The sequence below is a fragment of the Aquimarina algicola genome (genome assembly GCF_006443095.1).
Lineage (GTDB): Bacteria > Bacteroidota > Bacteroidia > Flavobacteriales > Flavobacteriaceae > Aquimarina > Aquimarina algicola.
This window is the reverse complement of record NZ_VFWZ01000002.1, coordinates 1-15,090: the sequence shown is the minus strand read 5'-3', so window position 1 is coordinate 15,090 and position 15,090 is coordinate 1. Positions and strand designations below refer to the sequence as shown.

The window sequence follows — 15,090 nt, the reverse complement described above, 5'->3', positions numbered from 1 at the left end:
TTGTTTTTTTACCAGGCTTCTTCAATTTTAATGCGTTGTCCGTTTTGATACGATCCAATAAAAGCATTACTAAACCCTAATCTTACCAATTCTCTTCTGAATTCTTTAGCTTCATTGAGTGTTTCAAAATTACCTAAAGCATACTTATTAAACCCTTCGCTTTTAATTTCTTTAAAATTGACAAAATTTTCAGAATATAAAGACAAATTTTTATCCTCAAAAGCTCCAATCTGAACAGCATATATTATTTGACCTGTCAAAGTTCCTGTTTTGGAAACTTGAGTAGCAGTACCCCCATCGGCTTGAATTTCTTGATTCATCGAAAGGTTTTGAATCGTTTCTTTCAGTTCATTTATTTTAGAATCTCTTAGACTCAGAGCAGATTTGTGATCTTTTTGAGTGATCATATTTGCAGGAGTGTTAAAATTCATAAAATAAACTGTTCCGGCGACACCGAGTATGGCTATTATTCCTAAAATAATGGTTGCAATTTTAAACTTTTTAGCTTTCTCTTTTTCTCCTTCAATTGCTTTTTTATGAATATACTCTGCGGTACGTTTTGCCTCATCGGCATTTTCGATTTGATCTTTATAATTCTTTAACTCTGCGTCTGTTATAAAAGGCATTTGATTAGTATTTAATGCTTCAAATATAAATGATTCTGATAAAAATCCAAGCTTTACGAATAATCAACATGTTAACAAGTTGTTATGAGACACATAAAATAAGATTAAAGTTGATATATGGAAGTATGCTTTTAACATAAGATTATTAAGGTTTATTTAATCCATACATAACATTAAGGTTGTTATCCCCCAATACCTTTAGGGACGAACAAAAATCATTGAAATGGATAGAAGAAAATTTTTTGAAAAATCAATTTTAGCTACTGGGGGCCTTATGTTAGCATCTGTATATATCAGCTGCAGTGATGATGATGAAGGGCCTGATATAGAAATTCCTGATCTTACTAAAAATAACTTTTTTGAAGGTATTGCAAGTTTTGATCCTACTGGTACAAGTGTAATTATATGGAGTCGCTATACGCCAGAAAGCAAAGAATCTGTGGCAGAAGGTATCTCAATTAATTGGCAAGTAGCTACAGACGAAAATTTTGAAAATATTGCACGAAGCGGAGAGTTCTTAACTTCAAAAGAACGTGATTATACTATCGCTGTAGATGTAAGGGAACTACAATCTAACAGTAAATTTTATTATAGATTTTTTAACGCCGAATCTAAAGCAGTTTCTGCAGTTGGAGAGACAATAACCTTACCAGCGGCAGGAGACAGTGTTGCAAATGTAAAATTAGCAGTATGTTCTTGTGCAAATTATGCAGCCGGCTTATTTAATGTATATGGTGCTATGGCAAATTCTGATGCAGATGTTATTGTACACCTAGGGGATTATATTTACGAATATGCAGATGGAGAATATGGAACAAACGAAAATACAGAACGATTAGGCAGAACGCACAAACCATCTACCGAAATTATTAAATTAGAAGAGTATAGAGAACGCTACAAGCAATATAGAAGTGATTCTCAATTACAGCTAGCGCATCAAAAAAAGCCATTTATTTGCGTATGGGATGATCATGAGATTACTAATGATGCTTATAAAGACGGGGCAGAAAATCACGATGCAAGTGAAGGGTCTTATGAAGAAAGAAAAAGAGTAGCTTTGCAAGTATATAGCGAGTTTTTACCTCTTAGATTTGATAATCCTGATAATCTGGAGAAAATATACAGATCTTTCGATTTTGGATCACTTTTAAGTTTACATATGCTAGATACCAGAATTATTGGTAGAGATGAGCAACTTGCTTTTGGTACTTTTATTGATACTACAACAGGGCAATTGGACGGAGCAGCTTTTCAAGCTGCGCTTCAAGATCCTAATAGGAGTTTACTGGGAACAGAACAGTTGAGCTGGTTATCGGGAGTAGTGTCTGGGAGCAGTGCTTCTTGGCAAGTACTGGGACAACAAGTATTGATGGGTAAAATGTTTATGCCGGCAGAAGTACTTATTCTACTGGGCAGAATTATAGGAGAAGTTTCTGCCACAGGAGGAATCTCTGATGAAACAGCAGCGACTTTTCAGAAAACATTGCAAGATCTTACTGAGATCAAGTCAAGAATTTTGGCAAATGATGCTACACTTACAGATGAAGAAAAAGCTAGAGTTACAAACGTAGTACCTTATAACCTTGATGCCTGGGACGGATATTTTGCAGAACGAGAAAAACTATATCAGGCATTAGGGGATAAAAAATTAGTGTGTTTGGCAGGAGATACTCATAACGCTTGGCATAATAAACTCAAAGATTTGACAGGCAAAGAAGTAGGAGTCGAGTTTGCAACGTCATCAGTGACCTCGCCGGGTCTAGAACAATATGTAGGACTTGGTTCAGTAGAACAGGTCAAAGGTTTTGAACAATCATTACAAATACTCATAGATGATTTACAATATACAGATGCTTCTAATAGAGGATATCTCAAAGTAACATTTACGGCAGGTAATGCCGAGGCGCAATGGAATTTTATCAATACGATTGCCCAAGAAGGTTATACAGAAACTGTAGGAAATACAGTGTCGTATAGTTAGAATTGTTTTTAATAGGGGGAAACGCAACCAATATTTGGTTGCGTTTTTATTTTTAAATTATTCTGTAGCTGTTAGAGATTGTTGGTTTTAGAGTTAGGAATTTAGAAGACTATCCTTAATCTATACAATTTCTATATCTAGAGAAGTTTCTGTCTTGGTTACTTTAGCAAGTTTATTTTTAGTAAGTTCTTTCACAGATTTATCCCATTTCTTATTACTTAATCCAGATTGAGTTTTAAGATCATCTAGAGGAAGTTTTTCTGCATCTTTTAAGATTTTCAGAATACCCTTTGCTTCATCACTAATGGCAACGGCTTTGCGCTCCGGTTTCATTTGCGGAAAGAACAGAACTTCTTGTATTGATTGGTTGTTGGTTAAATACATAATCAATCGATCCATACCAATACCCATTCCAGAAGTAGGAGGCATACCATATTCTAGCGCTCTTATAAAATCGTGATCGATAAACATAGCCTCATCATCTCCTTTTTCGCTCAACTTTAATTGATCTTCAAAACGTTCTCTTTGATCAATAGGGTCATTAAGCTCAGAATAAGCATTGGCTATTTCTTTACCACAAACCATCAATTCAAAACGTTCGGTTAATTCAGGATTATCACGATGCTCTTTACATAAAGGGCTCATTTCTTTAGGATAGTCAGTTATAAATGTAGGTTGAATATAGTTGCCCTCACATTTTTCTCCAAAAATCTCGTCGATAAGCTTTCCTTTACCCATCGTCTCATCAACTTGTATTCCCATTTCTACAGCAGCTTGTCTGATTTCATCTTCAGATTTTCCGGTGATATCAAATCCTGTAAAGTGTTTAATAGAATCTGCCATAGTCACTCTTGCATATGGAGCTTTAAAATCAATTTCATGACCATCAAAAGTAGCAGTAGTAGTACCGTTTACTGCAATAGCACAATGTTCTAATAATTGCTCACAAAACTCCATCATCCAGTTATAATCCTTGTAGGCAACATAGATTTCCATCGCTGTAAACTCAGGATTATGGGTTCTATCCATTCCTTCATTTCTAAAGTTTTTAGAAAATTCATAAACACCATCAAAACCACCAACAATTAATCTTTTTAGATATAACTCATTGGCAATACGCATATATAAAGGAATATCCAAAGAGTTATGGTGAGTTACAAAAGGACGTGCTGCAGCTCCACCAGGAATTGGTTGTAAAATCGGAGTTTCTACCTCAAAATATTCACGATCATTAAAAAAACTACGCATCGCATTGAATAGCTTAGTTCTTTTCACAAAAACTTCTTTTACATGAGGGTTTACAGCCAGGTCAGCATATCGTTGTCGGTAACGTTGCTCAGGATCATTAAATTCGTCATATACGTTACCTTCTTGATCTTTTTTAGGCAGAGGTAAAGGCCTTAAAGCCTTGCTTAATACCGTAAAGTTTTTGACAAGTATTGTTTTTTCTCCTACCTGAGTAGTAAAAAGTTCTCCTTCTACACCAATAAAGTCTCCGATATCTAATAATTTCTTGTAGATCTCGTTGTATTGTGTTTTGTCTTCTCCGGGACAAATCTCATCCCTGTTAAAATATACCTGTATGCGTCCATCTGCATCTTGTACTTCGGCAAAAGAAGCCTTACCTTGTATTCTTCTAGACATTAACCTACCAGCGATAATTACTTTTTTACCTTCTTCAAAATTAGCTTTAACCTGTTTTGAGGTGTGATTTACAGGGTATTGAGCAGCAGGATAAGGATTGATGCCCATGTTTCGCAAAGCTTTTAATTTCTCTCTTCTTACAAGTTCTTGTTCTGATAGTTGCATAAATTCTACATTTTAAGGCACAAAAGTATAGTATTTGAAGAATTTAAAGAAAAGTCTTCTCAAAAAACTTTTACCCTTGATTTGGTCGCTGCTGCAATTCTTTGATTTTATCTTTTATTTTAGAATTATCTTCAAATTGTAATGCTTTTTTGTAGTAGGTGATAGCCTTCTTTACATTCTTTAATTGATCATATTTTTTGGCAAGACTAATATAAACATCTGCTTCTTCAGGGAATAATAATGTATTGAAGTGTAATACTGCTAATGCATCATTTTGTTTATGAGAATAGAATAGTACACTTGCATAAGTATTCAATTCATAAAGAGATGTGGTTTTGTGTTTCAATAGATCTATAGTTTCTTGAGTATTTTTGTTGAGGTAGTCAATACCATGTTCAGAAATAATACCATGCATAAGTTGTACAGACTCATAGTTTGGAGTATACTCTTTTGTAATGATATCGATAAGATCTTTTTCAAGTGTGTTTTTTGGAGATTCAACAATTCGATTGACTTCTTTCCCATCTTTATATATTATAAAAGTAGGAACTCTATGTATGCCTAAACCTTCTTGTTCTCCTCCAGGGCTTTGTTTATAATCTTCTCTGTTTCGACCTACAGCTACAGTGGTTAATCGATCTAATGGAAAATTGCTTTCCTTCAATATTTTATAAAAACGAGGGACCTCTCTCTTACTATCCCCACACCATGTTCCCATAAAAATAGATATGGTATATTTTGGTAATAGTGTTTTTAGAGTAATTACACTATTTTCTTGAGGTGCATAGTCATCATAATTTTTTAAAAACCATTGATCATAAGGAGCTGTCGAAAGTTTTTCGTTGTTGATTTTGCCCAAAAGCATAGGGGGTTGATCTTGTTGAATAACTTCGTGGTTAAATACTTGTGCATAGCTAGTACTATAAAGCACAATTAATAATAATGTGAGAAATGTGTGTTTTTTCATAATATTCAGATTTTTTGAATTCGCTGAAATAAAATTCTAAATTGAAAGATAAAATCTGAATAAAGTAAGGGTTGAAACCGGTACTAGAACCCAGGTGGATTTTTTCTACCGTTTGATATATAGGGATTTAACTTCGTCTCTAGAAGAGACTTTTAGTTTTTTGTATAAGTTGTTGATATGTGTTTTTACAGTACTTACACTTACAAACATTGATGAAGCAATCTCTTTGTTTGTTTTATTGTTTAGAATTAGTTGAAGTACTTTTTCTTCTTGTTGTGTCAATTGATTTTCAATCGCATTCAAAACTTTTTTGTTTTTGGATTTTGAATATTGATACATATTAAAAGTTAAGGAAATAATGAGTAGGCCAACAAGAACCCATATCCAATATGATGCCCTATTGGGTTGTTTTGGAAGCGCAATAAATGTATCTGAAGCTAGCTCTGATTCATATTGAGTGGTGTATGGACTATTTGGATATACTGTTTTAAGCTGTGCTAACACCTCTTGATAAAAAGAATTGTTTTTTAAGTCTTTGAGATAAAAAGAATGCAAACGGTTTGATTTGTTTGATACAAAAGCATATACATATAATCCCACCAAAGGTTCTTGAGTCTCTTGTGCATATTTTTGTAACGTAGAAAACCATTTTTGAGAGTTCAATTTGCGGTTGGTTTCACTTCTGTAAGTAGTAAAAGCAAATCGCATCTCCTCAACTATAGAATCTACTTTAATAAAAGCATCACTCTTTTCATTACTGGAAACAACTTTACAAAAAACCTCTGTATCAAAAGAAAATGGTAAAGAAATACTGTCTTTATTATGGGCAATGAAGAGAATCTCTTTACTATCAGGACAAAAACCATCAAAATGAACTAATTTTTGCTCCTGATTTGAACAATTTTCTATATGTATTTTATAAATTCTATTGTCTACAGGTAAATTATCTCCTGAAAAACTAAAATATCCTGTAGAATCGCAAACTGTTTTTTGGATGATCTGTTCGGGATAAACACCTGATAATTGTCTATAGTCTTCAATAAGAGATAAATAAACTTCTACAGAAGTATGTTCCTGATGTACAAAGCCTGAAAAATTATACTGTGCAACACCTGTATTGCATATAGTAAAGGTTATCAAAATGATGATAAAGTATATTCTCATGGTGTGCTAAAATTATTTAAAATATCTAAAATTAACTCATTGTAGGTTTAAAAAAATGAACAAAATAAAATGTTATATCAATACAATATGATAATAGCATAGTAACGATAACTTGCGTTATGTTGAAAAAAGTTTATTTCAGTAACCTAATTATAAAACATTTTTTAGTTTTTTTGAAAGTGATGGGACGCTATTTAAGAGATTTTACCTTTGTTACTTGATCATTTGACTGTATTTTTCGAAATTATTCTGAGGATTATTGTCTTATTTTGTACCTATACTTGTAACATTGCAGGTGTTTTGACTACATATAGATATAACACTTAATTTTAAAATATAATATCAATCAATGAGTTTTTGGAGAGTTGTACTTGCTATCTTTTTTCCACCTTTGGCTATTATAGACAAAGGATGTGGTTCTGTTCTAATCGTTTTATTACTTACGTTATGTGGTTGGGTTCCCGGTACTATCGCAGCGTTGGTAATCCTCAATAACCCCAATTCCTGATCTCAATCTTCTGAGCGCTGCTCCATAATATCAAAATCCTTATTTTTGTAGAAATGTAATTGAATATTTTTTATAAAAGATAGATGCATGAACAAGAATATTGAAGTAAGAGAACTAGGGAGAAAGGATTTTAAAACAACTTGGGAGTATCAAGAAGATCTTTTTAAACATATTTTAGACACAAAAGTAAAGAACCGTAGAGAGGACGCCGGTTTGCAAACATCAAATTATTTTCTCTTTGTCGAGCATCCACATGTGTATACATTAGGTAAGAGTGGTGATATCAGTAATTTATTATTATCCGAAGAGCAACTCAAAGAAAAAGGAGCAACATTTTATAAAATAAACAGAGGAGGGGATATCACGTATCACGGTCCTGGGCAAATTGTTGGATATCCTATTTTGGATTTAGATAATTTTTTTACTGATATTCATAAATATCTTCGATTTCTAGAAGAAATGATTATTCTTACGCTTGCAGAATATGGTATTGTAGGAACAAGAAGTGAAGGAGAAACCGGAGTATGGTTAGATGTAGGTACTCCTTTTGCTCGTAAAATCTGTGCAATGGGTGTACGAGCAAGTAGATGGGTTACCATGCATGGTTTTGCCTTTAATATTAATACAGATTTAGGATATTTTGACAATATTATTCCTTGTGGTATTAGAGGAAAAGCAGTAACCTCCCTTAATGTAGAATTAGGATTAGAAAAAGTTGACGAAGAAGAAGTGAAAAGTAAACTACTCAAACACTTTACTACTCTTTTTGAAGCAGAATTAATACAAAAAGAGGTTGTTTAGTCTTTTTCTTTAGATATATTATTTTAGTTAACCTGATATATCAACACACTATTATCTTCTCCTTGTACGACAAATTCAAGGTTAGGGTCTTTATCCATATTCCCCATGTAAATAGCAGAACTTCCGTATACTGGAAAATTAGGGAACAGTTCGGCATTGCTGTCGAATAGGTAGACTTTTTTGGTTTGTATATCGGTAACAGTTACATATATTTTGTCATTAATATAATATAATATAGGCTTGGTATACACTCCAAAATCTAATTCGATAGTTTTTCCTTTTATCGATAATTTGTTCTCATGCATTGTAACCAGCGTCTTATTAGTAGCTACAATTTTACTGTTCTTTTCTAAACCGATATTTTGTTTTACAGCTTTACCATCTTTTTGGATTTGAATCATAGTTCCATCTTTGCTGATCGAAGTAAATTTGTCAAGGTATTGGTACCATTCATTATTAGAAAAATCAATTTTTTCTTTTACATCAACTCTTGTTCTTCCTAATCTGTCAAGAATAGTAAGTTTTCCATTTTTTTCAGTTAATAAAATATGGTCTTTAGAGCCGATTCGGATATGTTTAGGAGGTAGAATAAGATCAGTCTCTGTACCTTTAAACCTAAAGCCGGTCACAACATCAGCCTCTGCATTGAACATGGTAACAGCATTACCTTGGGTAATAACAGTACGATACCTTTTGTTTTTATCATAATCAAAAAGAGATAAAGGTTGCGTAATGGGTTTGTCGAATGCTTTAGGATATGGTTTTACGTCTTTTCCGTCTCGATCTAATAAATACAATGTATTTGCAGTATTAAATAGTAGTTGGTATCTACCATTTTTATAAATATCAATTTGCTGAATTTTACCTAGTATTTCTCCATCAATTTGTTTTTTCCAAAAGATAGCACCTTTATCAGAAATAAGATATAGATTATTCTCTATATCTTGTATGGCAATATCCATACCTTTTGTTCTATGGTTTTTAACAAGAACAGGATTGTTAAGTACCTTACTTTCTAATGTTGTAGAAGCTGTCTGAGTTACCGAAGTTGCAGAACCTCGCGCAATATTTTTTTGTAAGACTCCATGAATATGTGCAAAATCATTTTCTTTAACAATTTGTAAAATTCCAATTTGGTATCCTTTATCGTCCAAGTTTTTCCATTGTTCTTGGTATTTGCTATTTGAGTTTTCTGCAATAAAACTTTTTAGACTTTTTGTAGTACCTGCCATTAAAATAGAAGATTCATCGGATAAGTCTTTGATGGTGTTTTTATAATACTCCTGTTGGTGAAGCAAAGTTTGATTTAAAATATTGGCTATAATATCCTTAAGGACATTCACCGAAGCGCCAAAAATTACAAATTCATCTTTGATAAAGTAATAGTTAGCTTCAAAATCCGAAATCAGCGGTGTAAGTACTTTTGAAAAAGAAGATGGATCATCATATTTATAGATAGTAATACCTCTATATGTTTCTGTTTTTTTTCCGGATAGGTCTTCTTGTAAAGTTTCGATATCCAGAGAATTAATTAATAACGCTTCTTCTTTATCCATAAAAATCATCCCAACTTCAGATACACTTGACAAGATATTATCCAAAACAGTTGGCATGTCTTCAATAGCTCTTTCTTGAGCAAGAGATAAATTACGTTTTAGAACAGGAAAATCATCATATGTAAAAGAGACAAACCCCTTTGCTGTAATAGGAGTTACTTGAGAAATACGATTTTCTTGAGGAATGGTACTATCAAATATTCCTATGGTACTAGATAAAGAATCTTTTTCAATAGCAATGCCATCTAAGAACATTGCATTTTGATCAACAGTGGCATCAACAGATATCCATCCACTAAAGTTTTTGAGCCCATCTATACTATCATTTGGCAATAATGTTTTTTGAATATTCTGTAATCGTTTTCCATTGACGAGTAAGGATAAAATATTATCATTTCCGGATACATCGTAAACTTTTTGTAAATCTCCGTTTACAGGAATAGGATTAGCATGTAATCGTATAGCGTTTTCAACGAGTAATTGAGAAGAAGAAGCCACCAAAATACTATCTTGTTGAGTAGCAAAAAATGATTGACCTTTTGATGTGATTTTATATATTTCTTTATTAGAATAACTAATGGTTTCTATTGTATTAGTATTCAAAGAATCTTTTTTTATAATCGAAGGGTCAAATTTTGAAATAAAAGTATATTCAAAATTACTTTTTCCGACAGGAGAAAAACATAATAACGCTTCTTTTTGTTGTGTTTTCTCTAAAATAAATAGATTTTTAAAATAGTCTATGAAATCTATTTTAGTATTATTCTTTATCAGATAATTATCTCTAAGTTTGCTCGAAGCTTTTTCTAAATCATTAATTTTTATAACAATCTGGGTGTCTTTGGGAATGTGATCGATTAAAGAATTAGAAGTTTTTGATACTTTTTTACAAGAAATAGCAGATAATAATAAAATAAGAATAGCTATTTTTTTCATAGTAAGCGTGCGTTTTATAATCTGTAAATTAGTTCTCAAAGGTAAAAATTTCAACATTTATGATTTATAAATTATTAAAATCTAATTCAATAAAATAGATTAAAACTTTGATATACTTGTATTTTTATATTTTTCAATATAAAAAAGGGTATTAAAAATCTATTGTAAGCTGCTCTGGTAATAATCTAAAACTTTTTCGATGATATTTTGTTATACCATACTTTCGTATGGCTTCTCTATGTTCTTTTGTAGGGTATCCTTTATTTTTTTTCCAATTATACATCGGGAATTCTTCATGTATTTTTTCCATAAATTCGTCTCGATATGTTTTTGCCAGTACCGATGCAGCTGCAATATTTAAAAATTTACCATCCCCCTTTATAACGCAAGTATGAGGTATATTATGATAAGGTTTAAATTTGTTTCCATCTACAATGATATGCTCAGGTTGAGGAGATAATTGAGCAATTGCTTTTTGCATAGCTAAAACAGATGCATTCAAAATATTGATTTTATCAATTTCTTCCATAAAAATATGTGTAACACCATATGACAAAGAACAGTCTTCTAATAAAGGTTTTAATTTTTGTCGCTTCGCTTCGCTTAGTTGTTTAGAATCGTTGAGTATTTGATTTTTGAAATCATCTGGCAAAATTACAGCAGCAGCAGTAACTGGGCCCGCAAGACATCCTCTTCCGGCTTCATCTGTGCCGCATTCTAAAACATTTTGATTTAATTTTAATTTAAGCATGTTACGAATATACAGTATGAGTTTAGTTTCAAAAAAACTATTTGATAGAATCTATAATCAAAGTCACAAAAATATCGTTTTAGTATAAATAATGATGAGTACTTACTTTCAGTAAAAAAGTATATTTTTGCCACAGTTGAATATTCTAATGAGAAAAAACATAATATTTACATTTTTGGTATTGGTGGTTTCGGTTGTTTGCGCACAAAATCAAAATCAAGAATCAGAACCAGAGGGAGAAGAAGGAGACTTTAAGTCGCTAAGAAATCAGGAAGATGAAAGAGAGAGACCTCCTGTTACATCTTATAGGATTATTACTGTTGATAACGATACAACCTATGTAGATACGACCCTTACAATTCAAAAAGACTATAAATTTAATTATTTAAGGAGAGATGATTTTGAGTTGTTGCCTATTCATAATGTCGGACAATCTTATAATAGTTTAGCAAAAAGAACAGAACGAGACCATGTCTTACCACTTTTTGGAGCGAGATCTAGGCATTTTAATTTTATGGAAGCAGAAGATATTAACTATTATCTTGTTCCAACACCACTTACAGAATTATATTTTAGAACTACTTTTGAGCAAGGACAACAATTAGATGCATTTTTTACGGTAAATACTTCGCCTAGATTAAATTTATCTATCGCATACAAAGGAGTGCGTTCTCTTGGTAAATTTCAACATGCGCTAACAAGTACAGGGAACTTTAGAGCAACAGCTAGTTATTATACCAAAAATGAACGATATAAAATGAAAGCTCATTTTGTATCACAAGACTTACTTAATGAAGAGAATGGAGGACTCTCAGAAGAAGGTTTAGATCAGTATCTAGGTAGAGGGGCGTTTGTAGGAGAAGAAAGCGAATTTTCAGATAGAGGCGCTATTTCAGTAAATTTTGAAGATGCAGAAAATAAACTTGTAGGTAGAAGAACATATGTAAACCACGAATATTCAATAATCAAAAAAACAGATAGTACCGATACAGGGTTATCAATAGGGCATATTCTCGATCTTACAGACAAGAGATATACATACGACCAGGCCGCAATAGCACCAAATGGATTACTGGGAGAGGCATACGTGGCAGCAGCTATCTCTGATAATGTAGCACTAGAAGATTTGAGTAACCAGTTGTTTATTGATTTTACGAATACATGGTTGGGTAATCTTAAAATAAAAGGAGGTAACTCTAATTATAATTATGGGTATAACTCAATCTTGACACAAGTTGATACTTTGGGGAACTTGACCAATATTACAAACAGAATTAAAGGAGATATATTTACTATAGGAGGAGAGTATCATAATAATTATAGGGGATTTCAACTATTTGCAGATGGGATGACGATTGTGTCAGGAGATTTTACAGGCAATTATTTTAATGCCGGAGCGGGATATGAATTAAATGAACAGTATCAGATCGAAGCCAAAATAGGAACCAGTTCTGTAGCGCCAAATTATAATTTTCTTTTATATCAAAGTGATTATGTAAATTACAATTGGCAAAATGATCTCGATAATACCGAGACTCAAAAAATTCAAGTAAATCTTAAGGCAAAGAAATTTGCTGAAATTCAAGCTGAATACTCCACGATCAAAAATTATACATATTTCAACCAAAATTCGGAAGGAATTATAGAGCCAGATCAATTTTCTGATAATATCGATGTGCTGAAGGTTAAGTTAAGTCAGGATCTAACATTTCGTAATTTTGGACTTAATAATACAGTAATGTATCAAAATGTTCAAGGAGGAGACCAGATTTATAATGTTCCTGATATCGTAACAAGAAACACATTGTATTATCAAAATCATTTATTTAAAAGAGCACTTTTCTTACAGACGGGAGTGACATTTAAATATTTTACAAGCTATACGGCAGATGCCTATGATCCTGTTTTGGCAGAATTTTATGTTCAAAATGAAGAAGAAATAGGAGGTTTTCCTCAGTTTGATATCTTTTTCAATGCCAAAGTTAGACAAACGCGTATTTACTTAAAATTTGAAAACATAGGAGAAGCTTTCATGCAAAACAATGAGTTTTCTGCTCCCGGATATGCTACAAGAGATGCAGTATTACGTTTTGGTTTAGTTTGGAATTTCTTTTTGTAATGTTTTGCTTTTAGACCACATATAAGATTTGATTTATATAATTATAAGTATAATTGTATAAATAATTGAAACTTCTTGTTTCGAGAATTTAAAAGCGATCTATCAATCATTTTCATGAACAAAGTTGAATGTTTTTTGTCTTTTTTGGAATAGATAAATAGTAAGTAATCCTCAAAAAGTTTGGTATTTTAAATATATTCATTCATAGGGTTTTCAATAAAAGTACTATAGTATTCAAAAGAAGTAAAAAAATGCTCTGATTAGATTCTTATAACCAGAGCATTTGGAATTATACATATAAAGTGAATGAATGATTATGTTTCAAATACAAATACTTTAGCTATTATTTCTATATCGACAGGATCGTATATGTGAAAATCTGTTGAACGGATAGAAAAAGGTAGAAGATCAATTTCTTCATTAGTAACATTAAGCACAGTTTCAAACTTGGCATTAACAATATATTCTTTAATACCCGGAAACCCCGGCCCAACAAAATTTGCAGGAAAGTTGGTTTGAACGACTAATCTTCCTTTTTTCCCGGCATGTATTATTTTGCCAGACCTTAAGCTAATATTACGATAGTAGTTTACCGAGTTCACTTCTGGAGTCTCCGTAATTTTTATTTCAGAAGCATTAATACGGCTAGCGGTAATTGGGTAATTCCCTTGATTTGTAAATTCAACAACATTATCAAATAAATTGTCTCTGGATACTGTATTTCCATTATTGAGGGTAACTCTAGATTCATCAAAAACAATAGGGTTTTTAACATCTACATAAATAGGAACAGTATAAGATTTTGATTTATTACTATTGTAAATTCTAAAAGTGATAATGTTTGGGTATTTGAAATCTAAGGATGTTTCATTGGTAAATTCTTTAAAATCTGAATCATTACCATCTGTGTCTGTATGATAAGTCAGAGAACTGCCTTTAAAATTTATAGTAGGAGTGAGATTAGAAAAATCAGTTCCCGGAGGGACAACAATTGCAATTCTAGCATTACGAATATGTGGAACAGTGTTCTCTTCTCTGATTTCAAAACTATTAATGTCCTTATCAAGGGTGCTATTATTGTCTTTTAGAAAACGAAAACTCGTAATCCCCAACATTTCATCCCCGGGATTTACTTCTTTAATGGTAACTAGTACATCGTATTGCAAAGAAATAGAAGAGTCTTTGGTAGAAGTTATGGTATAAGTAATAATCTGATTAGGAATAATACTTGGTTCCCCTACCTCTGGAGAAATACTAAAATCCGAAGAATTAAACTCAACTTGTTTGAGACTAAATTTAGATACTTCTGTATAAGAAATCTGTATTGTGATCTTTCCTTTATTTTGAGGAACTCCATTAACCAACGTAGGTTGTTCAGTAGAAAAGCGTTCCTCAGAACCAGGATCAACTTCAGACAAAGGAAAGGTTTTGAGCAAAGCATTCTCAAAATTAACAGAAGAACCAGGATCATCGACTATAGAATCATCGCTGCTGCTACAACTTATATAAACGGAATTGGTAATTATAAATACTAAAATTAAAAAAAAGCGTGTGTACATAATATAAATTGGTATTGTTTGTAGTAAAAACAAATCTATATTCACGATTTAGTAAAAAAACTACTACATCTAGGAGTTTTTATTCAACTTTAAGTTTGGTATGTAAAAAATATGAGTGTTCATCAATACTCTATTTTCTAGAATAAAAATCAAGGTGTTTACACCTGTTTCAGAAAAAAGCGATTTTATTTTGAGGATTATTTTTATTGTAAAGCTAAGGTTACTAGAGTGTTAAGATTTTTGTTATTTTTTTTGGTTAAAAAAAGGTAATTTTTTTGTTGTTGATTTAAAAAAGGGTTGTATGTTTGCACCC

The 15,090-nt window shown here is 32.0% G+C and carries 11 protein-coding genes; 4 read left to right on the top strand and 7 right to left on the bottom strand.

What is annotated here, in order from left to right; genetic code table 11:
- Nucleotides 1-8: 8 nt before the first annotated feature.
- On the bottom strand, nucleotides 9-626 hold the full coding sequence (locus FHK87_RS03650) for an SPOR domain-containing protein (protein ID WP_140589920.1): 618 nt from the start codon (nucleotides 624-626) through the stop codon (nucleotides 9-11).
- 223 nt (nucleotides 627-849) lie between these two features.
- On the opposite strand from FHK87_RS03650, the gene FHK87_RS03645 reads away from it, so the two are divergent.
- Nucleotides 850-2,607: an alkaline phosphatase D family protein gene (locus FHK87_RS03645; protein WP_140589918.1), complete on the top strand. Its 1,758-nt coding sequence runs from the start codon at nucleotides 850-852 to the stop codon at nucleotides 2,605-2,607.
- 120 nt (nucleotides 2,608-2,727) lie between these two features.
- On the opposite strand, the gene lysS is transcribed toward FHK87_RS03645, so the two are convergent.
- The 3 genes from lysS to FHK87_RS03630 form a co-directional block, all read right to left on the bottom strand.
- Complete coding sequence (gene lysS, locus FHK87_RS03640; protein WP_140589915.1) at nucleotides 2,728-4,416, bottom strand: lysine--tRNA ligase; 1,689 nt, start codon at nucleotides 4,414-4,416, stop codon at nucleotides 2,728-2,730.
- A gap of 70 nt (nucleotides 4,417-4,486) precedes the next feature.
- Complete coding sequence (locus FHK87_RS03635) at nucleotides 4,487-5,383, bottom strand: thioredoxin family protein (RefSeq protein ID WP_140589912.1); 897 nt, start codon at nucleotides 5,381-5,383, stop codon at nucleotides 4,487-4,489.
- Nucleotides 5,384-5,488: 105 nt separating this feature from the next.
- Nucleotides 5,489-6,547 carry a response regulator transcription factor gene (locus tag FHK87_RS03630; protein WP_140589910.1) on the bottom strand — a complete coding sequence of 353 codons (1,059 nt, stop codon included), beginning with the start codon at nucleotides 6,545-6,547 and terminating at the stop codon, nucleotides 5,489-5,491.
- Between the two features lie 349 nt (nucleotides 6,548-6,896).
- Here FHK87_RS03630 and FHK87_RS03625 point away from each other — a divergent pair, with 349 nt between their 5' ends.
- The gene (locus tag FHK87_RS03625) at nucleotides 6,897-7,055 is read left to right on the top strand and encodes a YqaE/Pmp3 family membrane protein (protein WP_140589908.1); all 159 of its coding nucleotides are present in this window, start codon (nucleotides 6,897-6,899) and stop codon (nucleotides 7,053-7,055) included.
- Nucleotides 7,056-7,142: 87 nt separating this feature from the next.
- Nucleotides 7,143-7,856, top strand: a complete 714-nt coding sequence (lipB, locus tag FHK87_RS03620) for a lipoyl(octanoyl) transferase LipB (RefSeq protein ID WP_140589904.1) — start codon at nucleotides 7,143-7,145, stop codon at nucleotides 7,854-7,856.
- 23 nt (nucleotides 7,857-7,879) lie between these two features.
- Here lipB and FHK87_RS03615 read toward each other — a convergent pair whose 3' ends face one another.
- Together FHK87_RS03615 and FHK87_RS03610 are read right to left on the bottom strand one after the other, a co-directional pair.
- Nucleotides 7,880-10,348 carry a hypothetical protein gene (locus tag FHK87_RS03615; protein WP_140589902.1) on the bottom strand — a complete coding sequence of 823 codons (2,469 nt, stop codon included), beginning with the start codon at nucleotides 10,346-10,348 and terminating at the stop codon, nucleotides 7,880-7,882.
- A gap of 151 nt (nucleotides 10,349-10,499) precedes the next feature.
- Nucleotides 10,500-11,099, bottom strand: a complete 600-nt coding sequence (locus FHK87_RS03610; RefSeq protein WP_140589900.1) for a ribonuclease HII — start codon at nucleotides 11,097-11,099, stop codon at nucleotides 10,500-10,502.
- Nucleotides 11,100-11,247: 148 nt separating this feature from the next.
- Between FHK87_RS03610 and FHK87_RS03605 the strand changes: the two genes are divergently transcribed.
- Nucleotides 11,248-13,218, top strand: coding sequence for a putative porin (locus FHK87_RS03605; RefSeq protein WP_140589897.1), 1,971 nt, complete (start codon nucleotides 11,248-11,250; stop codon nucleotides 13,216-13,218).
- A 314-nt stretch (nucleotides 13,219-13,532) separates the two neighbouring features.
- Here the strand turns inward: FHK87_RS03605 and FHK87_RS03600 are convergent, their stop codons facing one another.
- Nucleotides 13,533-14,777, bottom strand: coding sequence for a DUF6242 domain-containing protein (locus FHK87_RS03600; protein ID WP_140589894.1), 1,245 nt, complete (start codon nucleotides 14,775-14,777; stop codon nucleotides 13,533-13,535).
- Between the last annotated feature and the right edge of the window lie 313 nt (nucleotides 14,778-15,090).

Excerpts from the sequence above, each read along its gene's own strand:
- FHK87_RS03605 (WP_140589897.1), top strand. The coding sequence starts at position 11,248 with ATGAGAAAAAACATAATATTTACATTTTTGGTATTGGTGGTTTCGGTT.
- FHK87_RS03625 (WP_140589908.1), top strand. The coding sequence starts at position 6,897 with ATGAGTTTTTGGAGAGTTGTACTTGCTATCTTTTTTCCACCTTTGGCT.
- FHK87_RS03645 (WP_140589918.1), top strand. The coding sequence starts at position 850 with ATGGATAGAAGAAAATTTTTTGAAAAATCAATTTTAGCTACTGGGGGC.
- FHK87_RS03610 (WP_140589900.1), bottom strand. The coding sequence starts at position 11,099 with ATGCTTAAATTAAAATTAAATCAAAATGTTTTAGAATGCGGCACAGAT.
- FHK87_RS03650 (WP_140589920.1), bottom strand. The coding sequence starts at position 626 with ATGCCTTTTATAACAGACGCAGAGTTAAAGAATTATAAAGATCAAATC.
- FHK87_RS03600 (WP_140589894.1), bottom strand. The coding sequence starts at position 14,777 with ATGTACACACGCTTTTTTTTAATTTTAGTATTTATAATTACCAATTCC.
- lysS (WP_140589915.1), bottom strand. The coding sequence starts at position 4,416 with ATGCAACTATCAGAACAAGAACTTGTAAGAAGAGAGAAATTAAAAGCT.
- FHK87_RS03615 (WP_140589902.1), bottom strand. The coding sequence starts at position 10,348 with ATGAAAAAAATAGCTATTCTTATTTTATTATTATCTGCTATTTCTTGT.
- FHK87_RS03635 (WP_140589912.1), bottom strand. The coding sequence starts at position 5,383 with ATGAAAAAACACACATTTCTCACATTATTATTAATTGTGCTTTATAGT.
- lipB (WP_140589904.1), top strand. The coding sequence starts at position 7,143 with ATGAACAAGAATATTGAAGTAAGAGAACTAGGGAGAAAGGATTTTAAA.
- FHK87_RS03630 (WP_140589910.1), bottom strand. The coding sequence starts at position 6,547 with ATGAGAATATACTTTATCATCATTTTGATAACCTTTACTATATGCAAT.